At 60.7% G+C, this 20,632-nt stretch carries 13 protein-coding genes; 8 read left to right on the top strand and 5 right to left on the bottom strand.

Annotation, left to right across the window (positions count from 1 at the left end; genetic code table 11):
• Window position 1 precedes the first annotated feature (1 nt).
• The 3 genes from agaR to HDE79_RS07125 all read right to left on the bottom strand — a co-directional run bounded on the left by agaR (window position 2) and on the right by HDE79_RS07125 (window position 3,276).
• Window positions 2-799, bottom strand: a complete 798-nt coding sequence (gene agaR / locus HDE79_RS07135; protein WP_184601263.1) for a transcriptional repressor AgaR — start codon at window positions 797-799, stop codon at window positions 2-4.
• A gap of 270 nt (window positions 800-1,069) precedes the next feature.
• Entirely contained in the window at window positions 1,070-2,332 is a 1,263-nt protein-coding gene (locus HDE79_RS07130; RefSeq protein WP_184601262.1) for an amidohydrolase family protein, read from the bottom strand.
• A gap of 26 nt (window positions 2,333-2,358) precedes the next feature.
• Complete coding sequence (locus HDE79_RS07125) at window positions 2,359-3,276, bottom strand: fructose-bisphosphate aldolase (protein ID WP_184601261.1); 918 nt, start codon at window positions 3,274-3,276, stop codon at window positions 2,359-2,361.
• A gap of 156 nt (window positions 3,277-3,432) precedes the next feature.
• On the opposite strand from HDE79_RS07125, the gene HDE79_RS07120 reads away from it, so the two are divergent.
• From HDE79_RS07120 to HDE79_RS07085, 8 genes are all read left to right on the top strand, one after another.
• Window positions 3,433-4,533 carry a tagatose-6-phosphate ketose isomerase gene (locus HDE79_RS07120; protein ID WP_343205924.1) on the top strand — a complete coding sequence of 367 codons (1,101 nt, stop codon included), beginning with the start codon at window positions 3,433-3,435 and terminating at the stop codon, window positions 4,531-4,533.
• Entirely contained in the window at window positions 4,530-5,453 is a 924-nt protein-coding gene (locus HDE79_RS07115; RefSeq protein ID WP_184601260.1) for a carbohydrate kinase family protein, read from the top strand. Before HDE79_RS07120 ends, HDE79_RS07115 begins: the two co-directional genes overlap by 4 nt.
• Window positions 5,454-5,458: 5 nt before the next feature.
• Window positions 5,459-6,379 (top strand): 1-phosphofructokinase family hexose kinase, encoded by a 921-nt coding sequence (locus tag HDE79_RS07110; RefSeq protein WP_343205937.1) that lies wholly within the window; start codon window positions 5,459-5,461, stop codon window positions 6,377-6,379.
• 311 nt (window positions 6,380-6,690) lie between these two features.
• Window positions 6,691-9,681 carry a TonB-dependent receptor gene (locus HDE79_RS07105; protein ID WP_184601258.1) on the top strand — a complete coding sequence of 997 codons (2,991 nt, stop codon included), beginning with the start codon at window positions 6,691-6,693 and terminating at the stop codon, window positions 9,679-9,681.
• Window positions 9,682-10,061: 380 nt separating this feature from the next.
• On the top strand, window positions 10,062-13,181 hold the full coding sequence (locus HDE79_RS07100) for a TonB-dependent receptor (RefSeq protein ID WP_184601257.1): 3,120 nt from the start codon (window positions 10,062-10,064) through the stop codon (window positions 13,179-13,181).
• A gap of 92 nt (window positions 13,182-13,273) precedes the next feature.
• Window positions 13,274-15,343, top strand: a complete 2,070-nt coding sequence (locus HDE79_RS07095) for an enterotoxin (RefSeq protein ID WP_221440075.1) — start codon at window positions 13,274-13,276, stop codon at window positions 15,341-15,343.
• A 120-nt stretch (window positions 15,344-15,463) separates the two neighbouring features.
• Window positions 15,464-17,329 carry a beta-galactosidase gene (locus HDE79_RS07090; RefSeq protein ID WP_184601256.1) on the top strand — a complete coding sequence of 622 codons (1,866 nt, stop codon included), beginning with the start codon at window positions 15,464-15,466 and terminating at the stop codon, window positions 17,327-17,329.
• Between the two features lie 139 nt (window positions 17,330-17,468).
• On the top strand, window positions 17,469-18,587 hold the full coding sequence (locus HDE79_RS07085; protein ID WP_184601255.1) for a ricin-type beta-trefoil lectin domain protein: 1,119 nt from the start codon (window positions 17,469-17,471) through the stop codon (window positions 18,585-18,587).
• 158 nt (window positions 18,588-18,745) lie between these two features.
• Here the strand turns inward: HDE79_RS07085 and HDE79_RS07080 are convergent, their stop codons facing one another.
• Entirely contained in the window at window positions 18,746-19,387 is a 642-nt protein-coding gene (locus HDE79_RS07080; protein ID WP_184601254.1) for a response regulator transcription factor, read from the bottom strand.
• A complete protein-coding gene (locus tag HDE79_RS07075) occupies window positions 19,384-20,547 on the bottom strand; it encodes a histidine kinase (RefSeq protein ID WP_184601253.1) in 1,164 nt (387 codons plus the stop codon). The genes HDE79_RS07080 and HDE79_RS07075 overlap by 4 nt, the downstream gene beginning before the upstream one ends.
• Window positions 20,548-20,632 lie beyond the last annotated feature (85 nt).

Genomic DNA, 20,632 nt, shown 5'->3' with positions numbered 1-20,632 from the left:
GTCACACCAGCACAACCTGCACATCGGCAGCACGCAATGTCTCGACGGTTTCGGCAGCGGCGCTGTTGTCGGTGATCACCACGTGCAGGTTCCGCACCGGGGTGATCACCGACAGGCTGCGCTGGCCGAGCTTGCTGGCATCGAGCACGGCGATGGTCTGGCGCGAGACGCGGATCATCAGTGCATTCAATGCGGCTTCAAGCGGGTCCGGTGTGGTCACGCCTACTTCGGGGTCGAGTCCGTCGACGCCGAGAAACAAACGGTCGGCGGAAAGTTTCGCCAATGCCTGCTCGGCATCCGGACCGACCAGCGAATACGAGGTCTGCCGCAGCAGGCCGCCCAGCATCATCACGCGGATCTGCGGCAGCCCGGACAGCTCCATCGCGATATTCAGTGCATTGGTGATCACGGTCAGCGACTCGAACTTCATCTGACGGATCTGCCGTGCAATCTCCACCGTGGTGGAGCCGGAATCGAGGATGATCGTTTCGCCGTCCTGGATCATTCCTGCCGCGGCCTGACCGATGCGCAGCTTCTGCGCGTGCCAGCGGGTTTCCTTGATGTTGAGCGGCGTGTCATTCGTCGCCGCCGAGACCGGCAGCGCACCGCCATGCGAACGGGCGATTGCCGAACTGCGCGCCAGCGTGTCGAGGTCGGTGCGGATAGTGACGGCCGAGGTGCCGAAGCGGGTCGCCAATTCATCCACTGTGGCCCGTCCCTGTTGTTCCACCAGTTCGACGATCAGGCGGCGGCGTTCTTCAACCAGCAGTCGGGGCGAGGCAGTGGGGGTTTCACTCATGGTTAGAGCCTGTTCAAGATCTCCCCGTGCCTCGCGCCGGGAGCTGTTTGCGCGCAGACCAAGGAAGAACGAAGGAGTGGACGTCGGTCCACGACTGAGTGATGACGCAGGGATGGGGGCAAACAGCCCCGGCCCGGAGGGTTGTCACCGAGCGGCCGCCAGGCGGCAGCGCGCGGCTTGGCTTGCCAGCCAGGCAAGCCGGCACCACGCCCTATCACCTGACGACCGCTCGATGACAACGCGAGGTACGGGGAGATCATGGACAGGCTCTTAGATATGCAGAAGTCGGGCGGCGTTGTCATGATATACCTTGCGCAGCACGTCCTCCGGGAGATTCAGTCCGTAGATCGACCAGCGCCCCTGCGGTGGCGTGGATGATGGCGCATAGTCGAAGTACTCGTCCTCGGTTTCCAGGAAACGGTAGTAGATCTCGTAGAGTTCGTCGCCGAACAACTGCTGCGGCACGTCATCACCGTACGGCGAGGGCACCGCATCGGTGCCGAACAGAATGCGGTCCTGATAGCGATCGAAGAAACGCTTTGCCGTGCGCGGCTGGCGGCCAAGCTCGCCGATCCGCGCGCTGATATCGATGACCGTGTTCGGAAAGCGATCCAGGCACGCAGCGACGGCGGCGAGGTTCTCCGCATTGTTGCCGACATGCAGCAAGGCGAACGTGGTTTTGGGATGGCGCGCGATCAGCCGGTCACGCGCGGCGAGCAACTCCGCGTTGCTGGGAAAGCTCGGGCCATAGAACGACCAGTCCGGATGGTTGCTCAGTTCTTCGTAGCGTTCGTTGGTCGCGTCGGTGGGCAGAAAAAATGCCTCCGGGTCGGAGACGTGCAGAAAGACGGGCATATCAAGTGCGGCACATGCCTCCCACATCGGATCGAAGCGGCGGTCGTCCACCGCCACCAGCGGACCTTCATCGATCCGTTCGCGCAGATAGAGACCCAGCGTCTTCAGCAGTTTCAGGCCACGCGCACCGACATGTTTGGCATGCGCGATCGCGTCAGCCTGCAGTTGCGCGTAGTTCGGCTCGGGGAAGCAGGCGAAGGACGGTTCGGTCAACGTGAGAAAGCGTCCCGGCGCGACATGATCGAAGCTGCGGATGCTTTCTTCCAGACCTGCGCCGACACCGCCGGTGAGATTCACCAGCGTGCGTATGCCCTTGCGGTCCATCACCGGCAGCAGGTCCTGGGGTTGGGCGAACAGGGTGATTTCCTCACCCACCGAGATGCCATTGCGCACGTTGCTCGACCAGGTCAGGTGCGTATGCATGTCGATCACCGGAAAGCGCGGACGCTCGATCCGCGTCTTCGGCACATGCAGCATGCTGCGTGGCTGGAAGTCCGCAAGGCGAAGCTCGTTCTTGCCGGTGTCAGGCTGGGTCTGTAGCGGATTCTTGCTCGCAGTAGCCTTGACTGTACCGGCACCACTGGGTGGTGCGCAGCACAGGCAGCCGGCTTGCGTGATGCTGCAATGCTGCCTTGCCTCGGGCGTGCGTCGATGTGCTTTGCGATGGGTACAGATCATCGGATTGCCTGTGTCGTGTAAAGCAATCAACGCGGATAACGGGTCATGATGGCATGCACTGCACGCGTAAGCGCCAGCGCCTGATCGAACGGACGTAGCCACATGTTGCGGCCAAACATCACGCCGCTGGCACCGGACTGCATGTAGAACTCGACCTGGCGCAGCACGGCCTCATCGTTATCGTCTTTTACGCCGCCGGAGAACAGCACCATGGTACGACCTGCCGAACGCACGACGCGTGCGCAGCGCGCGGTGGCATCTTCCTGCAACTGGTTATACGGTGCCGGCACGTTGGCGGTGCTGTCGTTGGGCTCGTGCAGCTTGACGATATCGGCGCCCAGTTCCAAGGCGACGCGTGCGGCGTAGTCCTGTGCATACAGGGTATTGGTGCCACCCTTGGCATTGACGGCGCTGCCGCGCGGATACGACCACAGCACCAGTGGCATCCCGTAACGCTCACAGTCCTGGCGCACCTTTTCGAATTGGCGGAATTCGTCATGCTGGCGCGGTGAGCCGACATACATGGTGTAGCCAACGGCATCGGCGCCGATGCGCACCGCATCCTCGACCGAGGCGAACAGCGGCGATGTGGCTTCGCCGTCGTCGGGGATGTTGGTCTTGCCATTGAGCTTGAGGATCAACGGTATCCGCCCGCAGTATTCGCCCATGTACTTTTCGGCGAGGCCGATACCCAGCGCGATGGCGGAAAAATTGCCTTCGACGGCGAGACGGAACTGGTACTCCGGATCGACTGCCGGCGGGTTCGGAAAGAAATCCGTCGGTCCGTGTTCCAGGCCCTGATCGAGCGGTAATACAAGCAGGCTGCCATTCCGTGGACCATGGCCGTACAGCAACCGCCACAGGCGGGTGCGCTTGCCGTGGGACAGGGCAAGCCGGGAAAGTTGGCTGCCGGCGTTCGAAACCTCTTGTAAGTTTTGTTTCATTTCGAATACTCTCGATTCAGTGGTTACATGCTTTCACATTCAATTGTATCTGGCGAAATGTCAATATTAAACAATAAAACGAAAGATTCGGTCGGGCTGAGAACGCTGCTTGCGCTCTCGCTTGCGGAACAGCGGGAACGAGGTTACGCCGACACCGTGCGTGAAATTCTGCAGCAACCGGCCACCTGGACTGATACCGCCGACTTGTTGCACCAGCCTCAAGTGCTGGCGCAACTACAGGCTGCGCTGACGCCAGCGCCGAGCCATATCGTGCTGACCGGCTCGGGCAGCTCGATGTATATCGGCGAGTGTCTTGCGCCCAGCTTGCAGCTCGGCCTTGGCATACCGGTGCAGCCCATCGCGGCGGGCACCTTGCTCACGCATTGGCGCAGTGTGCTACCGCCCGGTGCAGGTTTGCTGATTTCACTGGCGCGCTCGGGCGATAGTCCGGAAAGCTGCGCCGTGGTGAGTCGCCTGCTGGCCGATGCTCCCGACTATCGCCATCTGGTCATTACCTGCAATGCCAACGGCAAGCTGGCGACGGACTATAAGAGTGATCCACGGGTAACCGTGCTGCTACTCGATGAACGCACCAATGACCGCAGTCTGGTCATGACCAGCAGCTTCACCAATCTGCTGCTGGCCGGGGCCGGTCTGGTTTCCACGACTCGCACTTACTGGAAGGCATCAGCAAATCGGCTGGCACGTCGCGTCCAGCACGTGCTTGACGATCAAGCCGATGCGCTGGCCGCGATAGCCCGTCAGGGCTTCGGCAAGGTGGTCTACCTGGGCAGTGGCGGCGCGCTGGGCGCGGCCCACGAGTCCGCTTTGAAGATGCTGGAAATGACTGGCGGCGCAGTGACCACCAGTGCGGAAACCTACCTCGGTTTGCGGCACGGGCCGATGTCGAGCCTGACGGAAGACACGCTGGTGGTCGGCTTTCTCTCGCCGAATCCGACGGTGCGTGCGTATGAGGTCGACCTGCTGCGCGAGCTGTCGCGCAAGCAATTAGGCATGACCCGCGTGTTGGTGGGTGAAGGCATTGCGAGCGAATGGCTGGGGCCGAACGATGTGGCGGTGGAACTCGCGGGCATGGATGCCGTCGACGACGTGTTGCCATTGCTGGCAGATGTCGTCGTCGGTCAGTTGCTCGCGTTCTTCGCCTGCCTGTCGCTCGGCGGCAAGCCGGATACGCCCTCGCAAGGTGTACTCACCCGTGTGGTGGAGAACTTCTCGATCCACCAGGAGGGCGTGTGAAGCGCATCCTCGTCGCGGGCGAAATCAACGTCGATCTTGTTTTTCGGGATTGCCACGCGTTTCCGCTGCCGGGCAAGGAAGTGCTCGCCGACGACTTTGTGATGACACCGGGCAGTTCGTCGATGATCTGCGCGATGGGTCTGGCGCGTCTCGGCAATCCGGTGGCTTTTGTCGGCTGGGGCGGCATGGACAGCTGGGGCGATTATTGCGTAGCGGCGCTGCGGGACGCGGGCATCGATACCACGGGCATTCTGCGGGACGAGACACTGAGAACCGGCGTCACGACGTCGCTATCGACGGCGCAGGATAGGGCGCTGGTAACGTTCGCCGGAGCCACCGCCACGCTGAGCGCCGACGACATCAGTGATGAGTGGCTGCAGGCTTTCGATCATCTGCATATTTCATCGTATTACCTGCAGCGCGCCCTGCGTCCGGGTTGCCGCGACCTGTTCGCGCGCGCACGTCTGCAGGGGCTGACCACCTCGCTCGACCCCGGCTTCGACCCGGACGAGCGATGGGGTGATGAACTGTTCGAGACGCTGGATGAGGTGGATCTGTTTCTACCCAACGATGTGGAGTTGCTTGGCGTCACCGGCAAGACGTCGTTGATGGACGGCCTGCACCGGTTGGCCGACCGACGGGCACGCACGGTAGTGAAGCGCGGCTCGCAGGGAAGCGCCACGTTCGATGGCGAAAACCTGCTCGCCGGGCCGGCGTATCCGATGACATCGGTGGAAAGCACGGGTGCCGGTGATTCGTTCAATGCCGGTTTCATCCATGCATGGTTGCGTCAACAGTCGTTGATCGATTGCCTGCGCTGGGGTGGTGCCTGCGGCAGTCTGTCGACACGCGGCGTGGGTGGAACCACATGCCAGGCGGATGCCGCTGAAGTACTTGCCTTGATTGAGGCAGTTCCTTGATCACGGTGGCCGGTTTCAACACCACGATCGATCGTCTCATCGGCGTCGATGCGCTGCATCCGGGTGAAGTCAACCGCGCCATCAGCGAACAAGAATATCCCGGCGGCAAGGGGCTGCACGTCGCACAGACGATTGCTGCACTGGGTGAGCGGGTGCAATTGATCGGCGTGGTCGATGCAGCGCATCGCAACATGATTGGTCGGCGCATGAGCGAGCGTGGGGTGCTGTTTCATGGCATCGAAATTCCCGACAACATGCGCACTTGTTTCGCGGTCCAGGATGCACAGGGCCGGATCACCGAAGTCCTAGGCCAGGGACCCGAGATTGCCGAAAAATACCGGACGGCCCTGGTGCAAGCGTTTCGTCGCGGCGTCGAGGAAAGCGAACTGGTTATTCTGTCCGGTAGCTTGCCACGTGGATTCGCTGCGAACACCTACGCCGAGCTGGCCAGTCATGCACGTGATGCCGGCCGGCGTTGCCTGATCGATGCCAGTGGCGACGTGCTCAAGCATGCGCTGCAGGCGCAGCCTTTTCTGATCAAACCCAATCGCGATGAGATCTCGTCGTTGCTCGGTCGTCCTGTCGACGATCTCGATGCGGCGATCGATGCAGCGAAGGAGTTGTTCTCCCGAGGCATTGCCATGCCGGTGGTGACGATGGGCGCACTGGGTGCGGTCGCCATCGATGCGAGCGGCATCTGGCACGCCCGCATCGAGCTTGCACAGATTCGCAACACGGTCGGATCGGGCGATTGCCTGCTGGCCGGCATAACGGTGGGCATCGCCCGCGGCATGAATTTGGAAGAGACCTTGCGCTTGGGCGTGGCTTGCGGGGCAGCCAATGCGCAAGGTCAGGAAACCGGTTTCGTCGAACGGCGGGCGGTAGAGGCGTTGCTCTCTCAGGTTCGAGTGCACCGCCTGGCTTAACTGAAAGCACGGAGTCAAACCGGACCCTTGATTGGTCCGGCACGGATTCCTGCGTCTGAAATTTGGTGAAGGTGCGAACAAGTCCATGGGAATCGGAGTTTCCAAGGGCATCCATAACGGCTTGGGGCAGAGGGGAGTGGTCATGTCTGCGCAGGCAATAGCGAATACGGGTGAGGTATTTCATGAAAGTCGAGAAAAGTGACTGTTTTACCGTTGATGACAGGGGCAGGACGTTGCCGGTTGCTGTCGTGCATGAAAAAGCCGGAAGCAAGGTAAGCGTAGGAGGCAACGCTGGTGGTTTCAGGCGAACCATGCTCGCCATGGGGTTGCTGGTTGCGTTTGGTGCGAACACCGCACACGCACAGTCGACGACCAGCAGCATCTTTGGCCATGTACCGGTGCAGCCGGGCGAAACCGTCAGTGTTCGCAACAACACCGGCCTGACACGTACCGTCAGCGTCGATAGTCAGGGGCGATACAACGCGACACAGCTTCCGATCGGCACGTACTCGGTCTCGTTGATGCGCGATGGAAAGGTCGTGCAAGCGCGCGATAATGTGCTGTTGCAAGTGGGCGTGGGTGCGGAAATTTCGTTCAGCGGCGCGGTAGCTGAAACGAGCGTGGCGAATGCGAAGCAGTTGTCGGACGTGAACGTGACGGTCAACAAGCTGCCGCCGATCGACGTCAGCTCGGTGGACTCGCGTACGGTCATCACTGCCGACCAACTGGCCAAGCTGCCGCTGGGGCATAGCGCGGAAGCGGTGGCGCTGCTGGCGCCGGCGACCAACCTTGGCGCGGGCGGCGCGACCAGCACGACGGGCCAACCGCTGATCAGCTTCGGCGGTTCGTCGTCCACGGAGAACGCGTACTACCTCAACGGATTCAACACCACCGATCCGAACCTCTCCGAAGGCGGCATCACTTTGCCGTATGGCTCGATTGACCAGGAAGAGGTCTACACCGGTGGCTACAGCGCGCAGTACGGGCGCAGCGATGGCGGCGTGCTCAACATGATCGGCAAGAGCGGCACCAACGAGTGGCATTTCGGCGGGCAGTATCTCTACGAACCGTCTTCGACGGTTGCGAGCCAGAACAACACGTACTACGCGAACGGCCTGCCGCCGTCGCCTGTGGCTGGCAACCTGTACGACCCGAGGAACCAGAACAACAGCTGGACGTCTGTTTACGACTTTTACGTGGGCGGCCCGCTGATCAAGGATCGCCTGTTTCTCTTCGCCTCGGCGGAAATGGCCCATACGGAAGGGAACGGGGTCAACAGCGTTACTTCCGGAACCGATTCGCACTACAAGGACACGCTGCCCAAGTGGTATGCCAAGGTCAACTGGAACATCACCGATAACAATCTCCTCGAGCTGACCGGCGCATCAGAGAAGAGCGAGACGAGCGGTAGCGTCTACAACTACGACTACAACAACCTGAGCGATTCGAGCTTCAAGTCCTACGCCAACAACACCAAGCATGGCGGCGACATGTGGCAGGCGAAGTTCACCAGTTACATCACGGACAAGCTGACCTTCACCGCCGCGTACGGCAGCATGACAACGCGCAGTTATAGCGAGAACCCCGCCTATGACCCGAGCCTGACGTATATCTCCAACTATACGAACCAGAACCCGGCACTGAACGGCGGAACGCCGATCACCAACAACCAGAACGTCAGCGAGATCACCAACCCGGGCATGAATTTCGTGTCCACCAACTTGCGCGTCGCGCTGACGTATGCCCTGGGCGACCACACGATCACTGCAGGCATCGACAACCTGCGTACGGCGGCCAGGGATCAGGATGAGTTGACCTCCGGACCGGGCTACCAATGGGCTTATGGTTATACGACTACCCCGAATCAGCCGCTGTATCCGGGCCTTGGTGTGGGCGCCCCGGCCAATTACCCGAACGGGGCGAGCGGTTATTACGCCTATAAATACATCTTCAATCAGGGCGGCAACCTGTTCTCCAGCGAGCGCGCCGAGTACATCGAGGATCAGTGGCAGGTCAACGACCGCCTGCTGTTTTCCATTGGCCTGCGCGACGACGGCTTCACCAACAGCAATGCCAGCGCGCAGCCCTATATGCAGCAGACCAAGCCGCAGTGGGCACCACGCCTGGGCTTCAGTTGGGACGTGTTCGGCGACAGTTCGTTCAAAGTGTTCGGCAATGCGGGGCGTTACTACCTCGGCTCGCCGATCGCCCCGGGCGATCCTGCCAACGGCTATGTGGCGACCTCGCAGTACTACACGTATAGCGGTATCGCGGCGGACGGCACGCCCACCGGTCTGACGCAGATGTCGCCACCGGTGTCGGCGAACGGTGCCTACGGCCAGACGCCCGATCCGCGCACCATGACAGCGACCAGCCTCAAGGCCATGGACCAGGACGAGTTCATGCTCGGCTTCAGCAAGACCGCCGGCCCGAACTGGATCTATGGTGCCAAGCTCACCCGGCGCATCCTGCGGCACGTGATCGACGATTGGTGCGACGTCCAGGCGGTGGTGAACAAGGCGGCTTCGGAAGGCATCACCGACGTCAACACCGACACCTGCTATTACATCAACCCGGGCCAGGCCAACACCTTCGCGGTGCAGGATCCGAACGGCGCTTTCCACAGCGTCACGCTGTCCAACGCCGACATGCAATTCCCGAAGGCGGTGCGCCGCTATTACGCGCTGGAGACTTTCCTCGAGCATCCGTTCGATGGCAAGTGGTACGGCAAGGTCAGCTACAGCTTCTCGCGCAGCTATGGCAACAGCGAAGGCCAGGGCCAGTCCGACATTCAGGCCACTGGCGGCACGCAAAACGAGGACTGGGATTTCCCGGAACTGATGGCTTACGCCGATGGCCCGCAAGGCAACGACCACACGAATGTGATCAAGGCCTACGGCTACTACGCGGTAACGCCCGAGTGGCTGGTTTCGGCCAACCTCAACCTGACGTCGGGTGGACCGAAGTACTGTCTGGGCTACTACGGGACAGGCCAAACCGATCCAGACAGTTACGGCTCCAACTACCACTGGTGCAACGGCCAGCCGTCGCCGCCGGGGGCAACCGGACGCCTGCCATGGATGAAACAGCTTGATCTGGGCATCCACTACAGCCCGGCGTTTGCCAACCACAAGCTCGCCTTCAGCGTGGACGTATTCAACGTGTTCAACGGCCACGCGCCGCTCAACCTGTCGCCCGACTTCAACGGTAACAGCGCGGGCACGCCGAACCCGCTCTACGACACGCCGCTGGTGCTGCAGCCGCCGCGCTACGTGCGGCTCGGTGTTACCTACGACTACTGATCCAGGACGGCGGCGATCCTTACAACTACAACGCGTCGTACGACATCGGTCGTTACGTCTACTTCCGCTATCAGCAGAAGTTCTGACGTCCGAGCGGAATGAAACGCTGCCCGAATGCTTTCAGGGCAGCGAGTTGAAGTTCTGTGATGAGGCAAGTCATTGGATGTGGACTGATGGATTGCACCGCACGAGCTTCAACAAGCCATTGGACACGCTGCATGTGTGCTCCAGCGAGCAGAACGTGGCCGGGTTTGGCCACTCGTTGGAGGCTTGACGAAGCTGCAGGCGAGTTCACGTACAGGAGAAATATCCATAACCGCTTGGTGCAGAGGGGAGAGGTCATGTCTGCGCAGGCGATCGCGAACTACGGGAGAGCATTTATGCGTATTGGAAATAGGGGATTTTCTACGGTCGATGGCATCAGCAGAAAGTTGTTGACGGCATCCATCGACAAGTCATTGATGGCGATGCAGGTGGCGTGTGCGGTTGGCGGACTGGCCTTTTCGAGTATCGCCATGGCACAGATCGAGACTTCACCGCCAGCTGTTACCACGGCCGTCAAGGTACCGACTAAAAAGGTGACTGCCCAAAAGAAATCCGCGAAGGATGCCGCAACGTCGGAAGCGCAGGACAAAGCCGTCAAGCTGCAAGAGGTGACCGTGACTGGCTCGAACATCCGCGGTGTCGATATGGAAACGGCGTTGCCTACCATCACCATCACCCGTGAAGAGATACAGCGCCAGGGCTTCGCCACGGTGGCCCAGCTGTTGCAGAACATTTCATCGGCGGCCACACCCGACCTGAGTCGTGCCGACGCAGGGTCGCTGGGTCCCAACCAGGGCGGCAGTTTTATCGATCTGCGTGGACTCGGTGCGCCGCGCACACTGGTGCTGGTGAATGGCGAACGTATCGGTGCAACCCATGGCGGCTATACCGATGTCAGCGTTATTCCCACCTCGATCGTCGATCATATCGATGTGTTGGCCAATGGCGCTTCGGCGGTCTACGGTTCCGACGCGGTTGCGGGCGTGATCAACATCGTCACGTTGAAGAATTTCAACGGTGCGGAGATCGACACCTATGACGGCCAGTACATGCCGCATGAGGATGGTCGCCAACAGCAATACAGTGTTACTGCCGGCAAAACTGGCGACAAGGGCTCGGTGGTCTTCAGCACCTCCTATCAAAACAGCGGTTTGGTATGGGCCGGTAATCGGCCATGGTCGGCGTATCCCTACACCAACAATCATCCCTATTTCGGTCTTTCGTATGTCCCGCCGGATGGTGGAGTCATCAGCGGTGCCCCCGCTTCGCTGTTTCCGGATGGCAAGAGTCATACGCTGGTGCTCGAACCCGGCGGGGACTCACGCAATATTGCCGACTACTACCGGGTCACACCGCAAACCTTCGATCCGGTGACCGGCTTTATCGACAGTCCCGCCAACGAAGGTGGCTACATGTACAACCACAACAGTGGTGAGCAGACCACACTGTTGAGTCCGAACAAGACCAAGAATCTCTATCTGGATGGTACTTACCATCTGACCGACAACATCAATGCGCATATCAACCTGGGCTACAACCAGAGCATCAACGGTGGCGTGGGCAGTCCGAGTGCGATTTACAGCGGCTTCTCTCCGAATCCCGATTATCCGATCACGCTGGACGCACACAGCTACTACAACCCGCTCAATGTGCCAGGGCAGACGCCGGCAACGCTGCGCATCAACCGCTTCCTGCCCGAATATCTCTACAGCAATGACAACAGCTCGAAAAACTACCGCTACAGCTTCGGACTGGATGGCCATTTCGGCGTGGGCGACCACGAGTTCAACTGGGATGTCTATACCTACGACAGCAAGATAAGAGACGTCGATATCCGCAACGGATACTTCAACCTGATCAAGCTGACGCAGGCACTTGGGCCATCCTTCATGGGGGCCAATGGTGTCGTCCAGTGCGGTACGCCGGGCAATGTGATCGCCGGCTGTGTGCCGTTCGATCCGCTGGGCAAGGTCACGCAGCAGATGATCGACTATTCGCGCATCAACTATGAAGAACGTACCGGCTATGACGAAAAGGTCGCCGCGGCGGATTTCGGCGGCAACATCGTCGAGCTGCCTGGTGGTGATCTCACCTTTGCGGTGGGTGTGCAGCATCGTTCCGAGGCGGGTTTCGACGATACCGATCCGGCCGCCTATTCGGGCTATTCCAGTGCCTATGCCGTCGCCCCCAATCAGGGCAGTTTCGATCTCAACGAAGGTTACGTCGAGTTCTATGCGCCACTGTTGAAGGACTTGCCGGGCGCACAGAGTCTTGCGCTCGATGTGGCGCGTCGCTGGTCGCACTACAGCAACTTCGGCGGTACGCAGAACAACGCGTTCAAGCTGACCTGGAAACCCTTCGACGATCTGCTGTTTCGCGCCAGCTACAGCACCAGCTTCCGCGCGCCAACCATCAACGATCTCTATCAGGGACTCTATCTGGCTGGCGGCTTTACCGACCCTTGTGATTCGGTCTATGGGCCATCCCAGTATGGCTACAGTGCTGCCGTGGCGAAACGCTGCAGCAGCGGGACCGCTGGCTTGCCCGGGGTACCCGCCGGCTTCCGGCAGACCGATGCCAACGGCGTGCCGGTCACCGGAACCGAGGCCTACGGTGTTACCAACAGCTATAACGGTGGTAACACCAATCTGAAGCCCGAGACGTCCTATAACGGCGATGTCGGTCTGGTCTACAGCCCGTCATGGGTGCCGGGCTTCACTGCCACCGCGGACTGGTGGACCTACAACATCCGCAATCTGATCACCGGCATCAGCAACGATCAGGTACTGGCCGATTGCTATCAGTTCGGCATCACTTCCGCCTGTGGACAATTCCAGCGTCAGGCGGGCACCGGCCAGATCATCAATCTGATGAATCTGGAAACGAATGCGGGCTGGGAAAAGGAGCGTGGCTGGGACTTCGGGTTCAAGTACGTGTTGCCGAAATACAGCTTCGGCCAGTTCACGCTGGGCATGCAGAGTACCTACCTTTCCAGCTTCAATCTGTTGCCGGCCCAAGGCGCAGCCATCAATTACGACGCCGGCCTCTATAGCAGTTGGCGGGTGCGCGGCAGCCTCACGCTGGGCTGGACTCTGGGTAATTTCGGCGCGAACTGGACCATGCGTTATTACTCGCCGTTCGAAGGCGGCTGCGCCTACCCGCCGCCCGATTCAGCACACCCGGGCTTCGCCTGCACCTTGCCCGACCACTACGCGCCCGGTTCCGGCGTGCAACCACTGACACAGTATCCGTCAGCCACCTTCAACGACCTGCAGGTGCATTGGAACGCACCCTGGAAGGCGACCTTCTCGCTAGGTGTCAACAACATCTTCAACCACGTCGGGCCGTATATCTATGGCGGCGGTTTCAATGGCGGTACCGACAGTTATTTCGATTACAGCGCCTCGTATGACATCGGTCGCTATGTCTACATGCAGTACCAGCAGAAGTTCTGACGCTCGAGAGTGGTGGAGCCCAATCGGATTCGATGCCGATCGGAGGTTCAGTGCGCAGACATTTGATGATTAATCGCAACGAAGGAACAGACATGTCTTATGAGTGTTTCAACAAGCCGGGATTGACTGGCTTCCCCAACGATCGTATTCGGCGCGGGTCGCTGCTTGCTGCTGGTGTACTGAGTGCGCTGTTTGCTTGCAGTGCATTGGCCGGTATCGACGGTGCGGGCATCGCCCGGCCTGGCGCGCCATCGTTCGTGGATCAGGCGGGGCAGGAAAGTTTTGGCAATGCCGCGATCGGTGCCCGCTGGAAGGTCGCCGACAGCCACATGACGGATATGACCATCGTCAGTCACGACGGCAGTCAGCTGCTGACGATCAAAACTCCCTTCGCGTTGAGTTTTGCGGATGGGCAAACCATCAGCGCCAGCGACATGCGCCTGCAGACATCACCGAGTGAACAGGCGTTGCCAGTGAATGCCAAGGCATCACGCTTGGCCGAGCGTCTGCAGGGGCAGGGCGTCAGCAGCACTTTTATCGATGCGCAGGGTCGCTTCCGCGTCGACCTGCAGCTGGTGCAGCGCGAGGGTTCGGCCTATCTGCGCGAAGTGGTGACGATTACCGCGCTCAAGCAGGACGAACCCATCACCAGCGTATCGCTGCTGCCAGCCGAGGCGGCGAGTGCCGAGGTCGATGGCACGGTGAAAGGTTCGCCGGTGATTGCCGGTCAAGTCTATCTGGGCTTTGAAAATCCGCTGTCCGATAGCGAAGTGCGCGGAAAACGTGTGACGCTGACCATGGCCCGTAGCCTGCCACTGCGCCAAGGTCAGTCGATTACCTATTCGGCGGTGGTCGGGGTGGTGCGTGAAGGTCAGCTGCGACGCGATTTCGCCAGCTACGTCGAGCGTGAGCGGGCGCACCCGTATCGTCCCTTTCTGCATTACAACTCGTGGTACGACATCGGCTATTTCACGCCGTACACCGAGGCGCAGGCGCTGGATCGCATCAACACCTTCGGCGAGGAGCTGAGCGTAAAACGTGGCGTGAAACTCGATTCGTTCCTGTTCGACGATGGCTGGGACGACCGTAGCGGTAGCTGGAATTTCAGCAAGGATTTTCCGCGCGGTTTCGCACCGCTACGTGATGCCGCGGCGAAGTACGATGCCGCGCCAGGCATGTGGCTGTCGCCGTGGGGTGGTTACGGTCCGCCCGAGAAGGAGCGGGTGAAGAACGGCACGGCGACCGGTTACGAAATCATCAATGGTGGTCTGGCGCTGTCCGGACCGAAGTACTACCAGCGCTTCCACGACGTGGTGATGAAACTGCTGGATACCGACGGCATCAACCAGTTCAAGTTCGACGGCACCGGCAATGCCGAAAGTGTGTTTCCGGGCAGTCGCTTCGACAGCGATTTCGCGGCGGCCATCGCCTTGATCGATGACATTCGCGCCGACAAGCCGAATACTTTCATCAATCTCACCACCGGTACCTGGGCGTCGCCGTTCTGGCTGCATTACGCCGATTCGATCTGGCGCGGCGGCGAGGATGACTGGCACGCCGGCGTGGGTACCGAGCGTGAGCAGTGGATCACTTATCGCGATCAGCAGACCTACGAGAACATCGTCGTCCAGGGACCGCTGTTTCCGATCAATTCGCTGATGCTCCACGGCATCATCTACGCGCAAAAGAATTCGCGGCTGAATACCGACCCGGGCCACGACTTCGCCAACGAGGTGCACTCGTACTTCGCTACCGGCACGCAACTGCAGGAGATGTACATCACGCCGTCGCTGCTGACTGCAGCGGATTGGGACGTGCTGGCCGAGAGTGCACGCTGGTCGCGCGCGAATGCCGAAGTCTTGCGCGACACGCACTGGATCGGCGGCGACCCCGGACGTCTGGACGTCTATGGATGGGCCGCGTGGTCGCCGGTCAAGTCGATCATCACCCTGCGCAATCCGAGCGACCACACACAGCTGGCGGTGATCGACCTGCAACGCCAGCTGGAGCTTCCCGCCGGTGCAGTTCGTCGTTTCCGTGCACGCAGCCCGTGGAAGAGCGATGCCGGAAAACCCGCATTGAAGCTGGACGCGGATCATCCGGATTCGATCACGCTGGCGCCGTTCGAGGTGTTGACGCTGGAGTTGACGGCTGGGTCTTGAGAGCGTCGGTTTGGCGATGAAGTTCAATCACGTCGTTCGGCCCTGCGTTCAGGGTGAGCGACGTGGAAGTATTGCCATTGGTACACCAACGATCGGGTATGGCCATCCAAAGGAGCCATGATGCAACGACGGGACTTTCTTCGATTGACCGCACTCACGCCGCTCGCTGCCTTGAGCTGGCGTGTCGATGCCTGGTCGCACCTGGCAGCAAGGCCAGTCGAGTGCGCGCCGGACGGTCGTCTACATCGCTTCGAACTCGGCGAGCAGGTGTTTCTGCTCGACGGCAAGCCGTTTCAAATTCGCAGCGGGGAGATGCACCCGATCCGCATCCCGGCCGAGTACTGGCGGCATCGCATTCGGATGGCGCGGGCGATGGGGCTCAATACCATCTCGCTGTATGTGATGTGGAATGCGCTGGAATCCGAGCCTGGCGTATTCGATCTCACCAGTGACAATCGCGACTTTGTGCGCTTCATCAAACTGTGTGCGGAAGAGGGCATGTGGGTGTATCTGCGTCCCGGCCCTTACTGCTGTGCCGAGTGGGATTACGGTGGGCTGCCGCCTTACCTGCTGCGCAATCCGTCCATCCGCATACGCGACAAAGATGATGCTGACTACATGCGGGCAGTCACCCGTTACTTCGATGCCATTGCACCGCTGATCGTGCCGTTGATGGCCGCGAACGGTGGGCCGATCCTGATGCTGCAGGTGGAGAACGAATACGCTTCGTTCGGCAAGGATCTGGGCTATCTCGAGCTATTGCGATCGATGTGGCAGGCACGCGGAATCGACGGCCCCTTTTCGATTTCGGACGGACTGGGACAGGTTCGCGAGGCCGGTACTTATCTTGAGGGTGCGGCACTGGGGCTCGATGGCGATACCGATTTCAAGGCCGGGCAGGCGATTGCCGGCGATGCGCCAGTGTGGGTGGGCGAGGGCTATCCCGGTTGGCTGACGCACTGGGGCGAGCCGGACTTCCAGACGGCCGATTACACCGCGACGCTGCAACAACTGCTCGATGCGGGGCGTTCGTTCAATCTGTACGTGGTCCACGGCGGTACCAATTTTGGCTTCGGTGCAGGCGCCAATGCCAGCGGTGATGGCAGCAAGTTCGAGCCGGTGATCACCAGTTATGACTACGGCGCACCGATCGATGAGCGCGGTACTCCTACCAGTGCGTACCACCGTTTTCGCGATGCGATAGGGAAGTCCGTTGCCTACCCGCTGCCCGCGATACCCGTGTCGCCGAGCATGGCGAAATGGCCAGCCATAACGCCGCGTCCCTGGGCCTCGCTATGGGACAACCTGCCAGCGGCCAAAGCCGTGGATCACCCATTGCCCAACGAGCTGTTGTTCGCGCAGGAACACGGCATGGTGCTGTATCGAAAATCGTTACCGGCAGGTCACCTGCTGGAGGTCAACGGCGTGCACGACTACGCCACCGTGTTTGCCGACGGGCGCTATCTCGACGCGATATCCCGCGTGGACAAGCCTGGGTTGCCGACGAAGACACATATCGCGCTGCCGCCTTCGGCATCCGCGACCGGATGCGCGCTGGATATTCTGGTCGACAGTTTCGGGCACGTCGGCTATGGCCACGACACCACCGATCGCAAGGGGCTGACGGGATCGGTGACGCTGGATCAGCAGGTGCTGAACACGTGGAACGCTTACAGCATTCCGCTGGATGCCACCTACATGCGCGAGCTCAAGCCGTCGCGTTCGTTCGATCGGCCGGGCATCTTTTTCCGCGCCGCCCTGCATCTCGACGAGGCGCAGGACAGTTACATCGACATGAGCGCGTGGAACAAGGGTTATCTGTGGGTCAACGGCCATCTGCTCGGCCGCTATTGGCATATCGGTCCGCAGCAGCGGCTGTATTGCCCCGCTTCGTGGTTTCGCCGTGGCGACAACGAGGTGCTGGTGCTCGACCTGCATCGCACCGAGGCTGCGCCGATTCGCGGTGTCGATGCGCTGCAGGGATAAGACAACGGTGATTTTTCGCTGCAGACGGGGAAAGGCAGGAGAGCTGACGCGTTGTCGGTGAGCTTTCGAAAAGCCCCGTAAGCATGGTTCAACCGTACCGCATGCTGTCGAATGTGGTCGAATCAGTCTGGAGTCAATGATGAGTAAGACGCTGTGTCTGTGCAGCCTGCTGTTGCTGTTGATGCTGTCGGTCACCGCGCATGCGGGGGATACGCCGGGGACCTATACCAACTATCAATTCGATCCTGCGGTGACTGCGCTCAACTCGGTCGACTTCGGCATCACCGTGAAGGCCGATCCCGGCTATCGCGCGAATGTGTTCTGGAGCAACCAGTTCAGCCTAGTCGGCACCCGCTCTGGCGGTTACACCGGCATGCAGAGCAATGGCGGCAGCGATCGCATGTTTCTGTTTTCGATCTGGGACGCGACCGAAGCCAGGTCAGGGAGCAAGGGAAGTGCCTGTGTGAACTTCGGTGGTGAAGGCGTGGGCAAGAGCTGTCGGATGGTGCATGAGTGGCAACAAGGACATACCTATCGTTTCCACGTCGCTTACGAGGGCGACCAATGGCTCGGCGTGACAGTCACCGATCTGACCACCCACGGCTCGTTCAAACTAGGCAGCATCCGCACCGCGTCAAACAGCATCTCGCCGGCCGGCATGGTCAACTGGACTGAATATTTCGAATGGAGCTCGGCGGATTCCGATTGCTTCAATCAACCCTATGCCAGCGCCGAGTTTGATTTGCCGGTTGGCAATACGGGCAGCGCGTTGGCAAGCATTTCAAAAACCAGCCTCAGCAAGACATGCACGGCCTATAGCGAGATCAACAAGAATCCCGCTGGAAGCCTGCAACGCAACGCCATCGGCAATTCATCGCGCGGCGCCATCGTCGGTGAGGGCGACCGTTGTGTCGATGCGCAAGGTGGCGAGAAGAACGGGGTGCCGGCGATCAGCTACAACTGCAGCGGCGGGGCCAATCAGGCATGGGTATTCGCGGTCGATCATACGCTGCGCCTGCAGGACAATAATTTGTGCCTGGATGTCGCAAGCGGCAGTGGCACCACAGCCGGCACGCCGGTGATCGTCGACAGCTGCAGTGGCAATCGTCAGCAGCAGTGGAGCAGGGTGGGCACACAGCTCAGCAATGACATGTCGGGTCTCTGCCTGACATCCTCGGCCGCGGGCGAGCCGCTGACCACGGAAAAATGCAAAGTCGCCGCAAACCAGAGCTGGCGATTGCCGCCGTCCCAATACTGAGCGACGAGCGGAGGTTGAGGTTGATGGCGTAGGAACTGAGGTATGACGCTGTGCTCGACGCGACAGCTCGATTACAACCATTACACCGGCCAGTTCGAGCATTCCGGCATGTGCATGCCGATCTCTGCAGTCGATGGCGAGATCAGTGCATGAGGCGATCACAGCAGGCGCTGGGTGATCGCCTTCAGCACGGCATGCGTGCGATCACGGCAGTCGAGTTTCACCAGCAGATCGGACATGTAGTTCTTTACCGTGCCTTCGGAAAGATGCAGGCTGCGCCCGATTTCCTTGTTGGAATAACCGCCGGCGACCAGCCGCAGAATGCTGGCCTCGCGCTCGGTCAGGCGTAGTCGTTCGTTATTGCTATCGCTGCTTGACCAGCGCGCACGTATTGCACCCAGGCTCACTGGCTGAAGCAAGGTCTCGCCCGCCGCCACGCGGCGGATCGCCAGGCACAGTTCTTCCGGTGAGGCATCCTTGAGCAGAAAGCCCTGCGCACCGGCATCGACTGCGCGCAACATCAGCTCGCTGTCGTCGAAGGTGGTGAGCAGGATCACCGGGGTGGCGTCGCCGCGTTCGCGCAGAGCCTGCACCAGGGCAAAGCCATCCATGCCGGGCATGCGGATGTCGCTCAACACCACGTCGACCGGCCGTTGCGCCAGCCCGCTCAGCAGCGCCTCGCCGTCGCTCGCTTCCAACGCGATCTGCAAGCCCTGGTCGGCAAGCAGCGCCGACAGCCCTTTCAACACCAGCGCCTGGTCGTCGGCCAGGGCGATGCGGATGGCATCGGTCGATGTCATGGCTGCTCTGCCGGCAGTCGCGCGATCAATTCGACACCGCGCTCGGCATTGGCTGCCACTCGCAAATCGCCGCCCAATGCTTCGAGCCGTTCTCGCATGCCGGTCAATCCGTTGCCGGCCACCAGGGTCGGCTGGCTCGAACCATCATCGCGAATACGCAGCTGAATGCGCCCATCGGTACGCTGGCAGTACAGGCTGATCAACCGCGGCTGGCCGTGCTTGAGCGCGTTGGTGATCGATTCCTGCGCGCAGCGCAATAGGGTTTCCGCCGCCTGCATTGAGGGTGGGCGTGCATCCTCGTCGACCTGCAAGGTAAAACGCGGACCAGGAATCGGCCGGATCAACGCTTCCAGCGCGGCGCGTAATTCGATGCCGTCGTGTCGCCGCAACTGGCTGACCACGGCGCGGATATCGTCGAGCAGCTCATGCGCCAGCAGGGTCGCGGTGCTTATTTCGGCCCGTTCGCGCAAGGCCGGATCGCGCGCCAGCAAGGCCAGGTTGAGCTTGAGCGCAGTCAGCTTGTGACCGGCTACATCATGCAGTTCGCGCGACAGTTTCAGGCGTTCCTCGTTGCGCGTGCCTTCGTCGAGCAGGGCCTGTGTGGCCAGCAGTTGGGCATTGAGCTGGGCCAGTTCGTCGCGGCTGTGCTCGGCATCGGACTGGTAATGCGCGGTCAGCGCGGCGAAAGCCTGAAACGCCAGCAGCGGCAGCAGTTCGAGTGCCACGCTGCCGAGGTGCGCGTCCAGCAGCCACCACTGATATAGCAGAACCAGATTGAGTGCCAGCATGACTGCCATGGTGCGCATCGCCGGCATCAGCAGTGCCAGCTGCGCCGCGACCACGATCAACAACACGCCGGTCCAGCCATCGCGCAGCATGAAACCGGCCAGCAGCGCCGCGGCAGCCTGCAGCAGTATCAGCATCAGCGAGCGGCGCAGCGAAGGCGCTCGCTGGCTCAAGGTATGCGCGACGAACAGGACAAGCATGGCGAGCAGGCTGAGAGAGCCGATCCAGAAGCGCACATCGCCGGCGACGAGTCGTTCCGGCGATATCGAACGCAATGCGATCGCCAGCCAGGTGACATATGCAGCCAGACTCAGCGGCCCCAGCACCGACGTGCGCCGATGACGATTGCGGGATAGTGATGCGGATAGCGGCATGCTTCGAGTATAGGCATGCCGGGGCGCTGTACGGCACGGCCTGGTGCAAGTGGTGACTTTTCTCACCCCTGCACGGTGACCATCT

This window comes from Rhodanobacter sp. MP1X3 (assembly GCF_014207165.1).
Classification (GTDB): domain Bacteria; phylum Pseudomonadota; class Gammaproteobacteria; order Xanthomonadales; family Rhodanobacteraceae; genus Rhodanobacter.
Note: the sequence above shows the minus strand (reverse complement) of the source record. Positions and strands in the feature narration are given on the sequence as shown.

What these genes read in the sequence shown, in the direction of transcription:
- agaR (WP_184601263.1), bottom strand. Translation starts at nt 799, where the DNA reads ATGAGTGAAACCCCCACTGCCTCGCCCCGACTGCTGGTTGAAGAACGC.
- HDE79_RS07130 (WP_184601262.1), bottom strand. Translation starts at nt 2,332, where the DNA reads ATGATCTGTACCCATCGCAAAGCACATCGACGCACGCCCGAGGCAAGG.
- HDE79_RS07125 (WP_184601261.1), bottom strand. Translation starts at nt 3,276, where the DNA reads ATGAAACAAAACTTACAAGAGGTTTCGAACGCCGGCAGCCAACTTTCC.
- HDE79_RS07105 (WP_184601258.1), top strand. Translation starts at nt 6,691, where the DNA reads ATGCTCGCCATGGGGTTGCTGGTTGCGTTTGGTGCGAACACCGCACAC.
- HDE79_RS07100 (WP_184601257.1), top strand. Translation starts at nt 10,062, where the DNA reads ATGCGTATTGGAAATAGGGGATTTTCTACGGTCGATGGCATCAGCAGA.
- HDE79_RS07095 (WP_221440075.1), top strand. Translation starts at nt 13,274, where the DNA reads ATGTCTTATGAGTGTTTCAACAAGCCGGGATTGACTGGCTTCCCCAAC.
- HDE79_RS07090 (WP_184601256.1), top strand. Translation starts at nt 15,464, where the DNA reads ATGCAACGACGGGACTTTCTTCGATTGACCGCACTCACGCCGCTCGCT.
- HDE79_RS07085 (WP_184601255.1), top strand. Translation starts at nt 17,469, where the DNA reads ATGAGTAAGACGCTGTGTCTGTGCAGCCTGCTGTTGCTGTTGATGCTG.
- HDE79_RS07080 (WP_184601254.1), bottom strand. Translation starts at nt 19,387, where the DNA reads ATGACATCGACCGATGCCATCCGCATCGCCCTGGCCGACGACCAGGCG.
- HDE79_RS07075 (WP_184601253.1), bottom strand. Translation starts at nt 20,547, where the DNA reads ATGCCGCTATCCGCATCACTATCCCGCAATCGTCATCGGCGCACGTCG.